This is a genomic window from Arthrobacter sp. FW305-BF8 (assembly GCF_021789315.1).
Classification (GTDB): domain Bacteria; phylum Actinomycetota; class Actinomycetes; order Actinomycetales; family Micrococcaceae; genus Arthrobacter.
In genome coordinates, this window is record NZ_CP084561.1 from 4,538,532 (window position 1) to 4,554,907 (window position 16,376).

Genomic DNA, 16,376 nt, shown 5'->3' on the forward strand with positions numbered 1-16,376 from the left:
GCCCATTCCAGGGAGACAACCATGACCGCCATCATCAACGCCCAAGAGGGCAGGATCACGACCCGTAAGACCATCATCGGCACCGGCATCGGAAACGCCGTCGAATGGTACGACTGGGCCATCTACGCCACCTTCACCCCGTTCATCGCCAGCCAGCTGTTCAGCAAGTCGGACCCCGCCTCGGCTGTGCTGTCCACGCTGGCGATCTTCGCCGTCGGGTTTGTTGCCCGTCCTTTCGGCGGTTTCCTGTTCGGCTGGATCGGTGACCGGGTGGGCCGCAAGGCGTCCATGACGCTCGCCGTCGGCCTGGCGTCGCTGGGCAGCCTCATGATCGGCATTGCCCCCACCTTTGCCAGTGTCGGGGCGTTCGCGTCGCTGATGCTCCTGGTGGCCCGGCTGGTCCAGGGCCTGGCCCACGGTGGCGAGCTGCCGTCGTCGCAAACGTATCTCTCCGAGATGGCGCCCCGGGAACACCGCGGCTTCTGGGCGACGCTGATTTACACCTCCGGCACGGTGGGGATCCTGTTCGGCACCCTGCTGGGCGCCGTCCTGAACATGGCACTGACCACGGAGGTCATGAACGCCTGGGGCTGGCGCATCCCGTTCCTGATCGGAGCCGCGATGGGCCTGTACGCGTTGATCATGCGGTCCCGGCTGCACGAGACGGATGTCTTCGAGGGCGAGACCGCCACGGAGAAGCGCGCCCCGCTCTGGCCGCAGATTGTCCGGTACCGCAAGCAGGCGCTGCAGGTGATCGGCCTGACCGTGGGCCTGACGGTCATCTACTACATCTGGGGTGTGGTGGCTCCCAGCTACGCCACGACTGCGCTGAAGATCGACCGCGGCGAGGCTCTCTGGGCCGGCGTCATCGGCAACATCGTGTTCATTGCCGCGCTTCCGGTCTGGGGCAAGCTGTCCGACCGGATCGGCCGCAAGAAGGTGCTGTGGGCCGGCGCAATCGGTTCCGCCGTCATGCATTTCCCGATGACGTGGCTGTTGAAGGATTCCGCCTGGCAGCTGGCCGTGGGCATGTCCGTGATGCTCATCTTCATCGCCGCGAGCGCCGCCATCGTTCCGGCCGTGTACGCCGAGCTGTTCCCCACGAGCATCCGCACGGTGGGCGTGGGTGTACCGTACTCCATCTGCGTGGCGGTGTTCGGCGGCACTGCGCCGTACCTGCAGCAGTGGCTGGGCACCACCATCCACATGCCGGACCTGTTCAACGTCTACGCGGTGGTGCTGCTGGCCATCAGCGTCGCGTTCATCTTCACCATCCCCGAAACCAAGGGCAAGGACCTGGCGCACTGACCCAACTAGGTAGCAGCAGAGGGCGTTCCCACGGCTGGGAACGCCCTCTGCTGCTACCTACATGGGGGTCTCAGTCGCCGATGAACTTGTCCCGCCCCGCACGGTAGCCGAACACCGCCGCGAGCATTCCCACCGCCAGGAAGAGGAGCCCCGCTGCAGCGAAGGACCCGGTGCCCTGGTGCAGCTGGCCCACCAGCAGCGTGCCGGTGGAACCAAGCCCGTAGCCCACCCCCTGCATCATGCCGGAGAGGTGGGCTGCGGTGTGTCCGTCGCGGGTGCGGAGCATGATCATCGTCAGGGCGACGGCGGTGAGGCTTCCCTGGCCCAGCCCCAGCAGGCCCGTCCACACCCAGATCAGCTCAAGCGGGCCGAAGATGCTCAGGGCAAAGCCGCCGCCGCTCATGAGCGCCACCACGGTATTGATCACCCGCTGGTCGCGGAACCGCGCGGCGAGCGCCGGAGCGAACAGCGAACCCAGCGTCTGCAGCACGATGGACACGGACACAATCAGCCCGGCTGTTCCCCCGTCCACCCCGCGCTCGCGCAGGATAGGCGCGAGCCAGGCGAAGACGCTGAAAGACATCATCGCCTGCAGCACCATGAAGATGGTGACCTGCCAGGCCACCGCCGAGCGCCACACGTTCACGCCGTCCCGCACCGCTTTGTGCTGTCCGTGCCGCTGTCGTACGGCCACCGGCAGGAAGAGCAGAAGTACGACGGCGGCCGGTGCCGCCCAGAACCACAGCGCCGACGTCCACTGGCCGGTAACGTTGAAAACGGGGTAGGTGAAGCCGGCACCCAGGGCGGCGGAGGCGCAGATGGCCGTAGTGTAGAGCCCGCCCATCAGGCCGAGCCGGTGCGGAAAGTCCCGTTTCACCAGACCGGGCAGCAGCACGTTGCACAGCGCAATCGCGGCACCGCACGCCGCCGTTCCGGCGAACAGCGCCGGCAGGTGCCCGGCGCCCGGGACCTCGGCCGGCCGCAGGAGCAGACCGGCCGTCAGGACAGCCATGGCGCCCAGCAGAACCCGTTCGGCGCCGAACCGGCGGGCCAGGACCGGGGCCAGCGGCGCGAAAACGCCGAGCAGGGTGACCGGCACCGTGGTCAGCACCACCACCGCCCAGCCTGGCAGGCCGGCGTCGGACGTCACCTCGGGAAGCACCGCCGAAAAACTGGAGAACACAGTCCTGAGGTTCAGTCCGATCAGCACCAGGCATAGGCCCAGGTAAGCCAACTCCCGGCGGCCGGCCACACGGGTGGGTTCGGCGGCGGGAACGTCGTCGGCCTCTGCATCCACGAGCGTGTCCGGGCTAACGGCTGGGCGCTGCGGCAGGCTGCCGTGGCTGCGGGAATTCTGGGCATCGATCACCCGCCCATTCTTGCAGTCGCGCTGTGCTGTGCTGACCGGTCGAGGGCCCGGACGGCCCCCCTCCGCGGTTATCCACATACGGGCGCTGCATGGTGTCCCGGGTCACCGGGGCGCCCATACTCTGGCTGCACATGCACTTCACAGGCCAGTCGCCCCAGTCAAGGAGGACACCATGAGCGATCAGCGGGCACCGGAGTACCTTGAGCCGCCACCGGGGTACGGCCCGCCGGGCAAAGGCCCCGGCAGCCAAAGGCAGCGCGGGACCGGCCCGGGCGTGGCCAGCATCATCTGTGCCGTGCTGGTGATGCCCAGCATGCTGGTCACCATCGTGCCGACCATGTTTGTCGCGCTGTTCACCCGCCCGGATACCGGCAGCAACGGCAAGGAATGGATGGCAAACTTCGTCTTCCTGAGCCTGCCTGTGTTGCTCGGACTGCTCGCCCTGACGTTTGGACTCTTCGCCCTCAGGCGGTCGCCGCGCGGTTCCATCGGGTGGAGCGCTGCTGTTGCCGGCCTTATAGTTGTGCCGGTGGAGGCCGTCATCTTATTTCTACCGTCAATTCAGCGCGGCCAGTTTGATGTCTTCTATTGAGCAGGCAGCCCTCGCCCCGGTCAGCGCGCCCAGAGCGGCCACAGGCGCTCGGCGCGGCGGCGGACCTGGGAGTAGGGCACATCCGCACTTTTGGCCTGCTCGAAGATGCTCAGGCCCAGCATCGACGTGGCAAGCGCACGGACCGTGTGGAACCGGTTTTCGAAGAGGCTTCGTTCACTGATCCAGGACACCGCGTCGGCTTCCGGCTTCCACCGTTCCGTGTACATTTGGGCCGCGTGCGGCAACCTGTCCGGCGAACTGCCGGTGTCCCGGATGCACTGGTCCAAGACCATGGCCGATTCCATGGCCCCGTTCACTCCCTGTCCGATCGGCGGGTAAGGCGCGGCTGCATCCCCGATCAGGACTGCTTTGCCGCCATGGAACTGGGAACAGGTCAGGCTGCGTCCGATGTGGTAGCACGTCCGGCTGGCGAAGGCCGATACCTGCTCGTCGCCAGCGAATTCAAGAACCCGGGGACACCGCGTCTGCAGAAATTTGCGCGCCTCCTCCGTTCCAGAGAACCGAATCTTTTCCTTGGTTCCGATGGCACAGAACCACCGGGCAGACTCATGCCCTGCATCACCCTTTATGGCGCCTGCCACGCAGAAGGGCCGGGTCGACAGTCCGTGGAGATAGTTCTTGTCCAGCCGGTCCCCGACGTTATCGAGCTCAATCATTGTGCAGTAGTTGGGAAAGGACTTGGAAGTGACCGTAAACCCGGGAATTCGGGCCTGCAGCGCCGACCGAACTGTGGATCCGGCCCCGTCGGCCCCAACAAGCAGGCCGAAGGTCCTGATGTTCGATTCCCCGGATCGTTGCCGGGATGTCAGTGAACCTGTGACTGGGTCGACGCCTTCCACGTTTGTTTCGAACTCGAGTGCCACCCTGTCCTGATATCGGTCGAGGACCGCCATAAGCGCCCGGAGGATGTCGCCCCGCGATCCGGTCCACCCGGGCAATGTCCACTCCTCCGTTCCACGACCCGGGATTTTGAGGCCCTTAAAACGGAACATGCGGCGGTCGAACTCGGCCACGGCCTCGATGTGGCGGAGTGCCTTGAGCCCGTGGCCCGAGATGTCGATGGTGTAGGAACGGTCAGGATTGAAGCGCGGTGCAATGTCTGGAGGGACGTCGCGTTCGATGACGGTGGCAGATAGCCCGCGCCGGGCAAGGGAGATTGCGAGTACCAGCCCTGCCGGTCCCGCACCGAGGATGGCTATGGTGCCCGGTGAATTCGCGGGTTCAGCGAGGAATGCAGATGGTTCCATGGCGTTTCCTGAAGCTGCGTTGTTTTGCATTCATCCGCCGGCACGGCGGGAAAACGTCCCCGGGGACGGGCGGCGGCTGATGACCGTTCCGCTTGGGCAGCCGGCGGAATAGCAACACTGTACGCCGCCCTGCTGCACGGCGTAACTGGCATACGCCGCCAAAAACCGCCGGTATTCTGGAAGGGATGAGCGAATCTCCCGAATCCCCCCAGCCGTCGGCCGACCCGAACCAGCCCCGGCCGGTCACGCCGGGAAGCCAGGCATCCTACGGAACCTACGGCGGACGGCCGGTCAGCTTCGTCCGCCGCGGGACCCGGCTGCAGGGGCGCCGCCAGGCGGCCTGGGAGGAGCACTCGGGCCGATGGGCCATCGACGTGCCCCGCCATGTTGCCAACACTTCGGTCCACCCCGACTACACGTTTGATGCCGAAGCCGAGTTCGGGCGCAAGGCACCGCTGATTGTGGAGATCGGCTCAGGCCTGGGCGATGCCGTCTGCCATGCCGCGGAGGAAAACCCGGACACGGACTTCCTCGCCGTGGAGGTCTATACCCCCGGCCTGGCGAACACCATGATCAAGATCAACAGCCGTGGCTTGACCAACGTGCGGGTCGTCGAGGCGAACGCTCCCGAGGTCCTGGCCACCATGCTCCCGGCCGGCTCGGTCAGCGAGCTGTGGGTTTTCTTCCCGGACCCCTGGCACAAGTCCCGGCACCACAAGCGCCGCCTGATCCAGCCCGAATTCGCCGAGCTCGCCGCGAAGGCGCTGAAGCCGGGCGGCCTCTGGCGCATCGCCACAGACTGGTCCAACTATGCCGTGCATGTGCGGGACGTCCTCGCCGGATCGGAGGCGTTCGAAAACCTTCACAACGGCGAGCGCAGCGGTCCCGAAAGCCCCCTCACCCACGTGTGGCAGACCGGCGTCGAGTCGCTGGTGGGCGGCGCGCCGGTCAAGGAAGGACGGGCGCCCGTGAGCACGGAACACACGGGACCCAACGAGGGCATCGACGAAAGGGGCGGGTGGGCGCCCCGCTTCGAGGGCCGTATCCGTACCAGCTTCGAGAGCAAGGCGCACGAAGCCGGGCGCATGATTTTCGACCTCTGCTACCGGCGGGTTTAACCCCGTCCGGAGCCTCTGTTCCCCGGCGCCACGCCGTGGCACGATAAGCGTGTGGCGCAGTGCCACAGCAGCTGCCGGCGCGAAGGAACGATCATCAAACGAGAACTGAGAAGCGCAGCCGGCAGGGCCGAGGACGTCACGAACTCGAAGCCCCTCGAAATGCTGGCGCGCGGCGGATTTGCCGTGAGCGGCGTGCTCCATATCCTGGTCGGCCTCATTACCTTCGGGCTCGCCCGGGGCCGTGGCGGCCGCGCTGATGTGAGCGGCGCCGTCGCCGAACTTGCCAGCCAGCCGGCCGGCCCGGTGCTTCTGTGGTGCAGCTTTGCCGGATGTGTGGCGCTGGCCCTGTGGCAGGCCGGCGATGCGATTTTCGATTTCGAGCGGTTGCCCACCAAGCACAAGGCCGGCAAGAAACTGCAGGCCTCAGCGCAGGCTGTCGTGTATGCCGGGCTGGCATTCACGCTGGCCGCTTTCGCGCGTGGCGCCGGCAAGGACAACCGGGAATCAACCAGTGACTTCACGGTCAATCTGATGAAGGCACCGGGCGGCGTCCTGCTCCTGGTGCTGATCGGTGCGGGGGTGGCCGTCGTGGGGATCATCTACGCGGTCCGCGGGTTCAAAAAGTCCTTTGAGAAGCACATCAATCCGCCGTCAGGGCCGGGCGCGCGCAAAGCGGTCACTGCCCTCGGGATGGTGGGCTATGTGGCCAAGGGCGTGGCCCTCTTTGTGACGGGCCTGCTGGTGGTCATCGCCACCGTCACCGTCCACCCCGAGCAGTCGACAGGTCTTGACGGCGGGCTCCGCGCACTGCGGGAACAGCCTTACGGTGTGTACGTGCTGGCCGCAGTGGGCGCCGGACTTATTTGCTACGGGGCCTACACGGTGGTGCGGGCGCGGCTCGCCAAAATGTGAGCTCGCCACCAATGTGAGTCAGGCGGGTCCGCTCGGGCTGGACGGCTCAGGTTCCGGGTACGGCAATGACGGCAATGGTCTGCTGCCGGTCGTTCCGCAGTTCGACGCTGGCGATGCTTGTGTACTGCAGCGGCGTCGCGCTGGTGACACGAACCCTTCCGCTGGGCGTCGCCATCCACGCGCAGGCCCGGTCCGCAACCCCGGCACGGTCCTTCACCCACAGTGAAAGCCGGCCGTTCTGGGGCAGACTCCGTCCGTCGACGGCCAGCTCGGTGCCCCAGGTTTTCTTGACCATTCCCACCGTGACCTGCATGCCGGTATCGGCTTTGACCGAATAGCTGGCGTCGGGCTTGTCGGCGGGGTCAAAGAGGGGCGCCGCCGCAAATCCCAGGGCGAGGCAGGCCGCGGCCACCACCCCAACGAGGGCCGTCAGCCGCCGTCGGGAATTACGACGGCGTGCCGCCAGCTGGTCCAGTATCGGCTGGGGGACGGGGGACGGGGCAGGTGACGCGGCTTCGGAGCCGGGCCGGCCTGCCACCGGAACGGCGAGCGCCACGGCGTCCGGGACCGGCACGGCATCCAGCAGTCCCGGCAGGGATTCCAGGTCTGACAGTTCGCTGCGGCAGGTGCCGCACTGCTTGAGGTGGTCTTCGAAGCGGAGCCTCTCTGCGTCGTCGAGCCCTCCCAGCAGGTATGCCCCCAGCAGCTCATGGACTTCCTTGCCGTTCACCGTTCCACACCCATTTCATCGAGTATTGTCCGCAGGGCCTTCACCGCGTAGAAAGCCCTGGATTTCACCGTTCCGCTCGGAATGTTCAACTGGACCGCAGCCTCGCCCACCGTGAACCGCCGGTAGTGCAGGGCCACCAGAACATCACGGTGCTCTGCGCTCAGCCGGAGCAGCGCTTCCTCCATCAGCACCTTGTTCAGCAGGTCGTCAACCCGCCCCGTGGCTTCCTCCGGATCCGCAACGTCACGGTCCTCGGCTTCCACCGGTCGTCGCTGGGCCTTCCGGTAGTTGTCGATCATGATGTTCCGGGCAGTCCGGAAAAGGTAACTGCGCATGCTGCCCGTAACCGTGGGCGCCTGTTGCCAGACGCGAAGCACTGTTTCCTGCACGATGTCGTCGGCAAGATGCGGGTCGCGGGAGGCGCTGAGCACAAACCGGCGCAGCGCCGTTCCGTGCTCGCGGTATATCGCTGCAACCAAATCCTCATCCAGCGGCACCTTCGGCCTCCCTGCAATGACCTATAAAGCCGGCTCCGAGGGCCGGCCTTTCTGGCAAATACGACGCCGGCAGGCGGCGAAAAGTTCAATTCCAGCCAGCGTCAGATTTTCTTTGAACCATTCTTCACCTTTGTGCGTCATTCCAGATAGCGCCGGTCTCTCAGTCTGCCGGCCCGAGCCAAGGAGCAGCACATGAAGAAGCAACTGAGCGTTGGCCTTGCAGTTATGGCCCTTGCCGCCTCACTGACGGCCTGTGGCGGCGGATCCGGCACAACCACCACCACCTCGGCGGCCGCCCCGGCCAGCGAGTCGCCGGCGACCACCGCAAGCGCGTCGGCCACCAGCGACAGCGCCACGGTCGAATTGAAGACCGCGTCGTCCAGCAAGGGTGACATCCTGGTGGACGGCAAAGGCATGAGCGTCTACTACTTCACGAAGGACGTGAAGGACTCCGGCAAGAGCAACTGCACCGGCGACTGCCTCGTGAAGTGGCCTCCGGTGTTTGCTGCCACGGACACCCCCAAGGTCGAGGGTGTAACGGGGACGGTTGGCACCATTGATACGCCGGACGGCAAGAAGCAGGTGACGGTCAATGGCATGCCCGTCTACCTGTGGGAGAAGGACAAGGCCCCCGGCGACATCACCGGCCAGGGCGTCGGCAACGTCTGGTACCTCGTGGCACCCGACGGGACGATGATCAAGTAAAGCCCGCAGGTCTGGGGCCGGCACCTCTGACGGAGGTGCCGGCACTACCATCGGAGCATGGCGGATCCACACAATTTGAAAACAGCGGCAAGAACCTGGAAGTCCATGGTGGACAGCAACCAGGCACTGCTGCTGCGGAAGTCAGGACACGACGTCCTTTGGTGGGCGGAGCGGGGACACTCGGCCGGAGTGAAGAGCGATATCGAGCTGCGCGAATGGATGCGCACCGAGCACGGAATCACCGGCTACGCCCAATACGCCGTGTCCTGGGAGATGTTCGGCTATCCCGAGTTCATGCTGCGGGACGCCGACGAACTCCTTGATGGCCAGTACACGGACCATCCGAACCTGCGGCCCATCGCCAACACCCTCCTGGCATGGGCCGCAGCCCATCCGGGCGTGGAGATCCAGATGCGCAAAGGCTACATATCGCTGCACACCAGCCGCCGGAAGTTCGCGCAGGTGACGCGGGCGAACCGCACATCAGTGGACGTTACTCTCCGCATTGAGGCGCCAATTGGGGAGCGCCTCAAGGCGGTCAAGGTCCGTGCGGGCGACTTCTTCGACCGCAAGGTCCGGCTCATGTCGGAAATGGATGTGGACCAGGAATTCCTGGACATCCTCGAGACGGCACTTGGGCAGAACAGCTGACACCAACGCGAGGTCACTTAGGGCCCATTCCGGAGCGGTTATTGGGCTGTAAGTGACCCCGCGTTGCTTTAGTTTAAGGAACTAGCCGGTGATGCTGAGGCTTACCAGGGTGGCGCCGTCACCTTCGGCCAGCAGCCCGACGGCGGTGCTGGACTCCGCGGGGAAGATCTGGTCCGTAATGGTCACCAGTCCGTCCTGGGCGAAGACCTCCACAGAGCAGCGGTCCAGGAACACCGTGAGCCGCAGCAGGCCGCTGCTGTCCAGCGAAACGGGCACGCACTCCACGGACGGGAAGTCGGCATGGAACCCGACGTTCCCCGACGCCGTCCGGTCCAGGGTGAGCTCGCCCGGCGAAGAGTAGGTCAGCACCGTCCGCTCGTGGAGCCCGTCCGCCTCGCCGGCACGCAGCACCAGCCCCACCTTGCCTGCCGGACCGGGACGGATTTCGGCGTCGATGCGCAGCACATCCCCGGATGCCTCCACGGGCAGCCACTGCACGCCGTCCGCAAGCGGCGCCGGCCCGGCGCCGAACACCTCCGTCCCCGAAGCCGCGAACGGGTCCACCGCAGCCTGCACCAGCGCAGGGCGCCCCGCGCGGGTCTCCAGCCGGACCTCGCGGACCAGCGACATGGCGCTGCGCCAGCCCTGCGACGGTGTCGAAGCCGCGTACTGCCAGTTGTTCATCCAGCCGATCATGAGACGGCGCCCGCCGGGGGCGTTGCTGAACGAGACGGCGGCGTAGTAGTCCCGTCCCCAGTCGAGCCACCCGTAGTCGGGCATCCGGGTGTCGTCGGTCTGCATGCCCTCGGTGACGGTGGTTTCAGAACTGAACGTCACGCCGTCGAACGTTCCCAGGAAGTACTGGCCCGCCGAGCCGCCGGCGATCCCGCCGGGGTTCAGGTTCACCACGAGGACCCACCGGGTGTTCCCGGGATCGCCGTCCACGGGCAGCTCGAACAGGTCCGGGCATTCCCAGACCCCGCCCGTAGCGTTGGCAGGACCGAACGAGCTCAGGAATTCCCAAGTGAGCAGGTCGGCGGACTTGTAGAGCACCACCTCACGCCGGACGGCCTCGACGGCGGCCATCACCCAGTAGCTGCCGGCATCGCCGTCGTACCAGAAGACCTTCGGGTCACGGAAGTCAGCGGACGCCCGGTCCAGCACCGGGTTCCCCGCGTACTTGGTCCAGGTGGCGCCGTCGTCGGTGCTGTACGCGAGCGACTGCGCCTGCCGCCCGGCGAGCGGCGACGCCGGGGAGTAGGCGCTGGTGTAGACCGCCACCAGCGGCGGCACTCCCCCGACGCCGAAGCCGCTGGTGTTCAGCGTGTCCACCACGGCTGATCCGGAGAAGATGGCCTCCTGCTCGTCGCACGGGATGGCCACGGGCTGCTCGTCCCAGGTCAGCAGGTCCGCCGAGGTGGCGTGGCCCCAGGACATGTTGCCCCACACGTCGCCGAGCGGGTTGTGCTGGTAGAAGAGGTGGTACACCCCGTTGGAGTACACCAGCCCGTTCGGGTCGTTGAGCCAGTTGCGCTCGGCCGCGTAGTGCCATTTGGGGCGGTAGCGGCAGTCGAGGGCTGGCGTTGCATTCAGGGAAGTCATGGTTCGCTTTCGAACTAGGAAGAGGGCTGATCAGCCTTTGACACCGCTGGAGGCGATGCTGTTGATGAAGGAGCGCTGGAACGCGATGAAGAGGACCACCACGGGAACCGTGATGAGGGAGGCGTAGGCCATCACCTCGCCCCAGGAGACGTTCAGCTGGAAGAAGTACTGGATGCCGATCATCACCGGGCGGAGCTCCTCGGACTGGACCACCATGAGCGGCCACAGGTAGGAGTTCCAGGCGGGCAGGAAGGTCAGGATGGCCACCGTGGCCGTGGCGGGACCGGCAAGCGGCATCACCACCTGGCGGTAGATCTTGAACCACCCGGCGCCGTCGATCCGGGCTGCCTCGTCCAGTTCCTTGGGGATGGACTCGAAGTACTGGTGGTACAGGTAAATGGAAAACGCGTTGGCGATGAACGGGATGATCTGCACCTGGTACGTGTCCAGCCAGCCCTTCGAGATCTCCAGGCTGAAACCGTTGAGTTCGAAGTAGGGCAGCTGGTTCACCCACCACACCAGCGGCAGGGCGAGCGTCTGGAACGGCACGATAAGGGTTGCCAGGATCGCCGTGAACACCACGCGCTTGCCGCGCACCTGCATGCGGGACAGCGCGAAGGCGCACAGGCTGTTGATGAAGATTCCCAGCACCACTGTCACGGCGGAGATACCGACGGAGTTGATAAGGAAGCGGGCGGCCGGAACCCGGTCAAAGACGGCGGTGTAGTTGTCCAGCGAGATGTTGCCGATGGGCAGGAAGGCCGCCACCGAGGACATGTCGCCGAAGATCTGCTGGTCCGGCTTGAGCGAGGACACGAGCATGAACACGATGGGAAAGGCGGCGACGGCGGCGAACAGGATGCGCACGGCCATGGCGCCGATCGAATTGAGGCGGAGCACGTTTTTCACGTCAGTCCTTCTCTCGGGTCAGATAGCGCTGCACTGCGGAGATCAGCAGCACGAGCACGAAGAATACGAGGGAGATGGCCGAAGCGTAGGAGGTCTCCTGCTGCTTGAAGCCGGAGCGGACCGCCTCGTAGATGATGGTGGTGGTGGAGTCGAGCGGGCCGCCCTGCGTCATGACACTCACCTGGTCGAAGAGGCCGAGGGCCTGGATGGTGATGGTCACCAGGACAAGGCTGCGGGTGTGCTTGAGGCCCGGCCAGGTCACGTACCGGAACTGGTGCCAGCGGCTGGCACCGTCCAGCTGGGCGGCCTCGTACAGTTCCCCGGAGATGCTCTGCAGTCCGGCGAGCCAGATGATCATGTGGAAGCCCGCGGCCTGCCAGATGGACAGCGCGATGATGGCCGGCATGGCGGTGGCGGGGTCGTTCAGCCAGTCGGCGCCCTGGATGAGGCCGAAGCTGAACGTGGACAGCAGCTCGTTGATCAGGCCGTCCTTGCGGTACATGAAGAGCCAGAGCAGCGACACCACCACCATGGACGTGACCACGGGCAGGAAGTACACGGTACGGAAGAAGTTCACGCCGCGGAACTTCTTGTTGATCAGCAGGGCCATGGCCAGGGCGAGGCCGGACTGCACCGGCACCACCACCACGGCGAAGTAGCTGACGTTCAGGAGCGCGCGCCAGAAGGTGGGGTCGGTGAAGAGCCGGGCGAAGTTGTCCATTCCGACGAACTCCACCGGCCGCGGGGAGATGAGGCGGGCGTTCGTGAAGGCCAGGCCGAAGCCGAGGATCGCCGGCAGGAACACGAAGGCGAGCAGGAGGACCGCGGCCGGCGCGATCATCCCCCAGCCGCTGAGCTGTTCGCGCAGGTGGCCCGGGCGCTTTCGGCGGCCTGCCGCCGGGGTGGTTCCGCCCGGCGCCGGTGTGGCGGAGGGACGGGAGCGAAGCTGGGTGGTTGTCATGGGAGTCTCCGTTGACAGTCAGTGCCGGTTGGAGGACGACGGCGGCAGGTGCCGCCCGCCGTCGTCCTCCGTCCGGCGGCTGGCTAGTTCTTGTAGCCGCCGTTGGACTTGATGTTGGCGTCGATCGCCTTGACCGCCTTGTCCAGGACAGTCTTGGGCTCGGCGCCGGCCAGGATGTCCTGGACGGCCTTGCCGTACTCCGTCGCGATGAACGGGTAGGCAGGCGTTTCCGGACGCATCACGGCCTGCTGGCGGGAGAGTTCCATGAAGATCCGGTTTTCTCCGCCCTCCGCGAAGGCGGGGATCAGGGCCGCGGCTTCATCGGTGGCCGGGATGGTTCCGGTGGCCTTGGCCACGGCGGCGATGTTTTCCGGCTTCAGCGAGTAGGAGAGGTAGTCCATCGCGGCCTCGGAGTTCTTGCAGCCACTGGTCACGCCCCACTGCCAGGAGGCGCCGCCGATCTTCGGCCCGTTGCCGAGGTCCACGGAGGGCATGACCGCCAGGTCCTTGCCGAGCGCCTTGCGCGCCTTGTCCGCGGCCCACGAGCCGGTGTAGACGAGGCCGCTCTTGTTGTTCAGGAAGTCCTGGGTGGAGTCCTTGCCGCTCTTCTTGGCCATGAATCCCTGGTCGGCGAGTCCGCGGAACCACTCGGCCCACGCCACGGCCTTGTCGCCGTTCAGGGCGCCGTCCGCTGACTGGAAGCCGTCGCGGTTGACGAGGTCCCCGCCGAAGGACTGCAGCAGCGGCGAGTACGCGTAGGGCAGCCACTCACCGGTGCCGGCCGTCCCCATGTCGAGGGGGTACTGCCACTTGCCGAGAGCCTTGAGCTTGGTCAGCGCGTCCTGGAACTCCTCTTTGGTCCACGGCTTCTCCACTGTGGCGGCGCGGACACCGGCCGCCTTGAGGTCCGAGGCGCGGGCGAGCATGGCGAGGGCGACGTCGTAGTAGCCCACCGCGTACGTTTCACCCTCCCACTTGGCGACGGTGCTGGGGAGGTTCTTGGACAGGTCGGCCGTGAGCTTGAGCGGGGTCAGGTACTTGGCCCAGGCCCAGTTGGGCACGTTGGGCCCGTCGATGTCCACGATGCACGGGAGCTTCCCGGCAGCGGCGGCTGAGACCACCGAGTCGTTGTAGGAGTCCTGCGGGAATGCCTGCACCTTGATCTGGGCCTTGGCGGCGCCGCTCTTGTTGTAGGAATCGACCACGGACTTGATGGCCGCGAGCTCGTCAGGGTTTCCCGCGTTGTGGGTCCACATGGTGATCTCGTTGCCGTCCTCGGAGGTGGCGGACGCGCTTCCCTTGCCGCAGGCGGCGAGGCCGCCCATCAGTGCCGCCGCGGTTATGCTGGTGGCCAGGATCCGTGTGAATCGCTTGTTCATGAAGGTCCAGTCTTTCTGCTGATTTTGCGCGTGGATGATTGGCCCGGGGTCCGGAAGGGGCGCGGCCGCTGCAACGGCTGCGTCCCTTTTTCAGGGGGCACCGGGTAGTTTGTTTCGAGAAATGCCGTCAGGTCCTGGGCGGTCCTACGGATCCCCGTTCGATCAGGGGACAGGCGAGCCGCACCTGTTGTGGCGGCACCCCCGGGTTCTCAATGTCGTCAAGAACGCGGTTGACCGCCCATCGCCCCATGTCGTAGTGCGGCAGGGCCACCGTGGTGAGCCCCGGCCACAGCGAGTCCGCAATGAGCTCCAGATTGTCGATGCCGACGATCGAAACGTCCTCCGGGACGGTCAGTCCCAGAGCTGCGGCCGCCTGGTAGGCGCCCATGGCCACCCGGTCGCTGAAGCAGAACAGGGCCGTTGGCCTGTCCGGCTGGCTCAGGAGACCCAGTGCCGCTTCACGGCCACCGGAAGTTATCGGTTGCGCGATGACGAGGTGCCGCGGATCGTGCCCGATGCCGTGGCGGCGCAGCGCGTTGTGGAAGCCCTCCAGCCTGCCGTGCGTAGCGGGAATGTCGTCCACGTTGTTGATCATTCCGATCCGCGTGTGGCCCGCCTTGATGAGGGCTCCGACGGCGGTTTCGGCGGCAGCGATCTCGTCCGGCACGATGGAGGAGACCGCCGGATCGCCGGTGACGGCGTCCAGCAGCACGGTGGGTATCCCCGAGAGCGCCGGCGGCAGGTCGACTCCCTGGTGGTACAGCCTGGCGTACACCACGCCGTCCACCTGGTGCTGCTGAAGCATGGTGATTTCGCGGTGTTCGAGCTCGCTGTCCAGGCCCGAGTTCACCACCATGACCACGTAGCCCCGCTCGTAGGCCGCATCCTGCGCTCCGCGGATCATTGCCCCGGCGAATGGCGTGGTGGTGATCTCGTCGCTGACCAGGCCCAGGATTTGCGAGCGCTGGTTGCGCAATCCGCTGGCGAGCCGGTTTGGAGCGTAGCCAAGGTTTCTGGCCACGTCCCGGACGTGCTGTTGGGTTTCCGCTTTGACCCGGGAGCTGGTGGCGTCGTTAAGGGCGTGGGACACAGTGGTCACTGAGACTCCTGCGGCCCTGGCCACTTCGCGTATCCCTACTCGCGTCGTCATCGACTTCCTTTGCAAAACGTTTTGGTTCGGTGTGCACGAGCGTACACAAAACGTTTTGCATGTGTCAAGCGTCACGCCTGTAGTTGAAGGTGCGGGTTCCGGTGGCTCAACACCGCAACCAGGCACCGGGGTCTAACTGCCGGTTGAGCCTGCACTCAGCAGGCCCAACCAGCAGCCCGCTTTGCGCTACGCCTCCACGAGGTCCTCGTCCAGCTCTTCGAACTCGACGGCGGCCACGATTTCCCTGGTGTCCGGGTTGAGCATGAAGGCCTCGTCGTCGTCCTCGATCATAAGGAAGTCGCCGTGATCGGTGCTGAAGTGCCACGCCAGCACGGCCGCGCCGTTGTGGTTGTAGTTCGGGTCGCCCATGGTGATTTTCTGCAGCTCGTACCCTGCAATGTCGCACAGTTCGCGGATGATGACCTCGAATTCGGGGGCATTCTCCAAGGCTTCTTCCTCGGCCTCGGCGCGCCGCTCTTCGAGGTCCGGCAGCGCCGCCACGCGCTGGGCGATGTGTGCGGTGAGCTCGTCGTCGCTCAAGACCAGCAGGCCTTCCTGCACACGCAGCCACGCCGCATTGAGGGCCACGATGTCCTCCGTTTCGAGGAGCGATTCGAATTCGGCGTCGAGGTCCTCCATGGCCTGTACGCGTTGCGGGAGCTCGCCGTCCTGCTCGGCGTCGGCCTCGCCGTCGAGGTAGATGTCGGCTTCCTCCTCGGACAGGGAGTCGAATGCCTCCGCGGTGCGGTCAAAGAGCGCAACATGCCCGGCGGCGCCCATGCCTTCGAGGCCCTCGCGGATGTAGGCGTCAAGCTCCTCACGGTCCGGGGCGGTGAAGACATACTGGGCAAAGCCGCCGCCCAGGGACTGCGTGAGGTAGAAGTCCACGAAGTAGCTGCGCAGGGCGTTGGGTGCGATCTCCCCCGGGCCGAGCAGCTCCTGGTACATGCTGTTCACCACGGCGACGTTGGAATCAACAATCTCCGCGTCACTGGCAATGCCGCCGCCCGGGGTGGCTTCGACGGTCAGGACAACGGGGTACTCGCTGGAAGTCATGGGAAATCCTCACTGCAGAAAGCCGGTGGTGCTCAGGACTCTCTCAACGTACGCGCCGCCTGCACCCGCAGGTTGAGGACGAAGTGAACGTCAGGCGAAGTTTGCGCAATTTGAGGGCCCCTTCCGCCCGACTAAGATGGATCAGATAACCTGCAGATTTTCGACTTGC

16 protein-coding genes are annotated in these 16,376 nt (G+C 65.8%); 6 read left to right on the forward strand and 10 right to left on the reverse strand.

The annotated features are described in order from the left end of the window. The first annotated feature begins 21 nt into the window (after positions 1–21). Complete coding sequence (locus LFT45_RS20625; RefSeq protein ID WP_236805425.1) at positions 22–1,308, forward strand: MFS transporter; 1,287 nt, start codon at positions 22–24, stop codon at positions 1,306–1,308. Positions 1,309–1,378: 70 nt separating this feature from the next. Here LFT45_RS20625 and LFT45_RS20630 read toward each other — a convergent pair whose 3' ends face one another. Next, positions 1,379–2,641: an MFS transporter gene (locus tag LFT45_RS20630; protein ID WP_236809458.1), complete on the reverse strand. Its 1,263-nt coding sequence runs from the start codon at positions 2,639–2,641 to the stop codon at positions 1,379–1,381. Positions 2,642–2,849: 208 nt separating this feature from the next. On the opposite strand from LFT45_RS20630, the gene LFT45_RS20635 reads away from it, so the two are divergent. Then, positions 2,850–3,269: a hypothetical protein gene (locus LFT45_RS20635; protein WP_236805426.1), complete on the forward strand. Its 420-nt coding sequence runs from the start codon at positions 2,850–2,852 to the stop codon at positions 3,267–3,269. Between the two features lie 20 nt (positions 3,270–3,289). Here LFT45_RS20635 and LFT45_RS20640 read toward each other — a convergent pair whose 3' ends face one another. Beyond that, positions 3,290–4,537, reverse strand: a complete 1,248-nt coding sequence (locus LFT45_RS20640) for an FAD-dependent oxidoreductase (RefSeq protein ID WP_236805427.1) — start codon at positions 4,535–4,537, stop codon at positions 3,290–3,292. 185 nt (positions 4,538–4,722) lie between these two features. On the opposite strand from LFT45_RS20640, the gene trmB reads away from it, so the two are divergent. Continuing rightward, entirely contained in the window at positions 4,723–5,655 is a 933-nt protein-coding gene (trmB, locus tag LFT45_RS20645) for a tRNA (guanosine(46)-N7)-methyltransferase TrmB (protein ID WP_236805428.1), read from the forward strand. A 105-nt stretch (positions 5,656–5,760) separates the two neighbouring features. Next, entirely contained in the window at positions 5,761–6,567 is an 807-nt protein-coding gene (locus LFT45_RS20650) for a DUF1206 domain-containing protein (RefSeq protein ID WP_236809459.1), read from the forward strand. 46 nt (positions 6,568–6,613) lie between these two features. Here LFT45_RS20650 and LFT45_RS20655 read toward each other — a convergent pair whose 3' ends face one another. Both LFT45_RS20655 and LFT45_RS20660 read right to left on the reverse strand, forming a co-directional pair. Then, positions 6,614–7,297, reverse strand: a complete 684-nt coding sequence (locus LFT45_RS20655; RefSeq protein ID WP_236805429.1) for a zf-HC2 domain-containing protein — start codon at positions 7,295–7,297, stop codon at positions 6,614–6,616. Then, positions 7,294–7,794 carry a sigma-70 family RNA polymerase sigma factor gene (locus LFT45_RS20660; protein WP_190604781.1) on the reverse strand — a complete coding sequence of 167 codons (501 nt, stop codon included), beginning with the start codon at positions 7,792–7,794 and terminating at the stop codon, positions 7,294–7,296. Before LFT45_RS20660 ends, LFT45_RS20655 begins: the two co-directional genes overlap by 4 nt. 192 nt (positions 7,795–7,986) lie before the next feature. Between LFT45_RS20660 and LFT45_RS20665 the strand changes: the two genes are divergently transcribed. Together LFT45_RS20665 and LFT45_RS20670 are read left to right on the forward strand one after the other, a co-directional pair. Further along, on the forward strand, positions 7,987–8,499 hold the full coding sequence (locus LFT45_RS20665; RefSeq protein ID WP_236805430.1) for a COG4315 family predicted lipoprotein: 513 nt from the start codon (positions 7,987–7,989) through the stop codon (positions 8,497–8,499). Positions 8,500–8,556: 57 nt separating this feature from the next. Further along, the gene (locus LFT45_RS20670; protein ID WP_236805431.1) at positions 8,557–9,150 is read left to right on the forward strand and encodes a DUF5655 domain-containing protein; all 594 of its coding nucleotides are present in this window, start codon (positions 8,557–8,559) and stop codon (positions 9,148–9,150) included. Between the two features lie 81 nt (positions 9,151–9,231). Here LFT45_RS20670 and LFT45_RS20675 read toward each other — a convergent pair whose 3' ends face one another. The 6 genes from LFT45_RS20675 to LFT45_RS20700 all read right to left on the reverse strand — a co-directional run bounded on the left by LFT45_RS20675 (position 9,232) and on the right by LFT45_RS20700 (position 16,207). Continuing rightward, positions 9,232–10,752 carry a glycoside hydrolase family 32 protein gene (locus tag LFT45_RS20675; protein ID WP_236805432.1) on the reverse strand — a complete coding sequence of 507 codons (1,521 nt, stop codon included), beginning with the start codon at positions 10,750–10,752 and terminating at the stop codon, positions 9,232–9,234. 30 nt (positions 10,753–10,782) lie between these two features. Then, positions 10,783–11,661, reverse strand: a complete 879-nt coding sequence (locus LFT45_RS20680; protein ID WP_236805433.1) for a carbohydrate ABC transporter permease — start codon at positions 11,659–11,661, stop codon at positions 10,783–10,785. A 1-nt stretch (position 11,662) separates the two neighbouring features. After that, positions 11,663–12,622 carry a carbohydrate ABC transporter permease gene (locus LFT45_RS20685; protein WP_236805434.1) on the reverse strand — a complete coding sequence of 320 codons (960 nt, stop codon included), beginning with the start codon at positions 12,620–12,622 and terminating at the stop codon, positions 11,663–11,665. Positions 12,623–12,705: 83 nt separating this feature from the next. Beyond that, positions 12,706–14,001, reverse strand: a complete 1,296-nt coding sequence (locus LFT45_RS20690) for a sugar ABC transporter substrate-binding protein (RefSeq protein ID WP_236805435.1) — start codon at positions 13,999–14,001, stop codon at positions 12,706–12,708. Between the two features lie 127 nt (positions 14,002–14,128). Continuing rightward, entirely contained in the window at positions 14,129–15,151 is a 1,023-nt protein-coding gene (locus LFT45_RS20695; RefSeq protein ID WP_236805436.1) for a LacI family DNA-binding transcriptional regulator, read from the reverse strand. 186 nt (positions 15,152–15,337) lie between these two features. Further along, a complete protein-coding gene (locus LFT45_RS20700; RefSeq protein ID WP_236805437.1) occupies positions 15,338–16,207 on the reverse strand; it encodes a DMP19 family protein in 870 nt (289 codons plus the stop codon). Positions 16,208–16,376 lie beyond the last annotated feature (169 nt).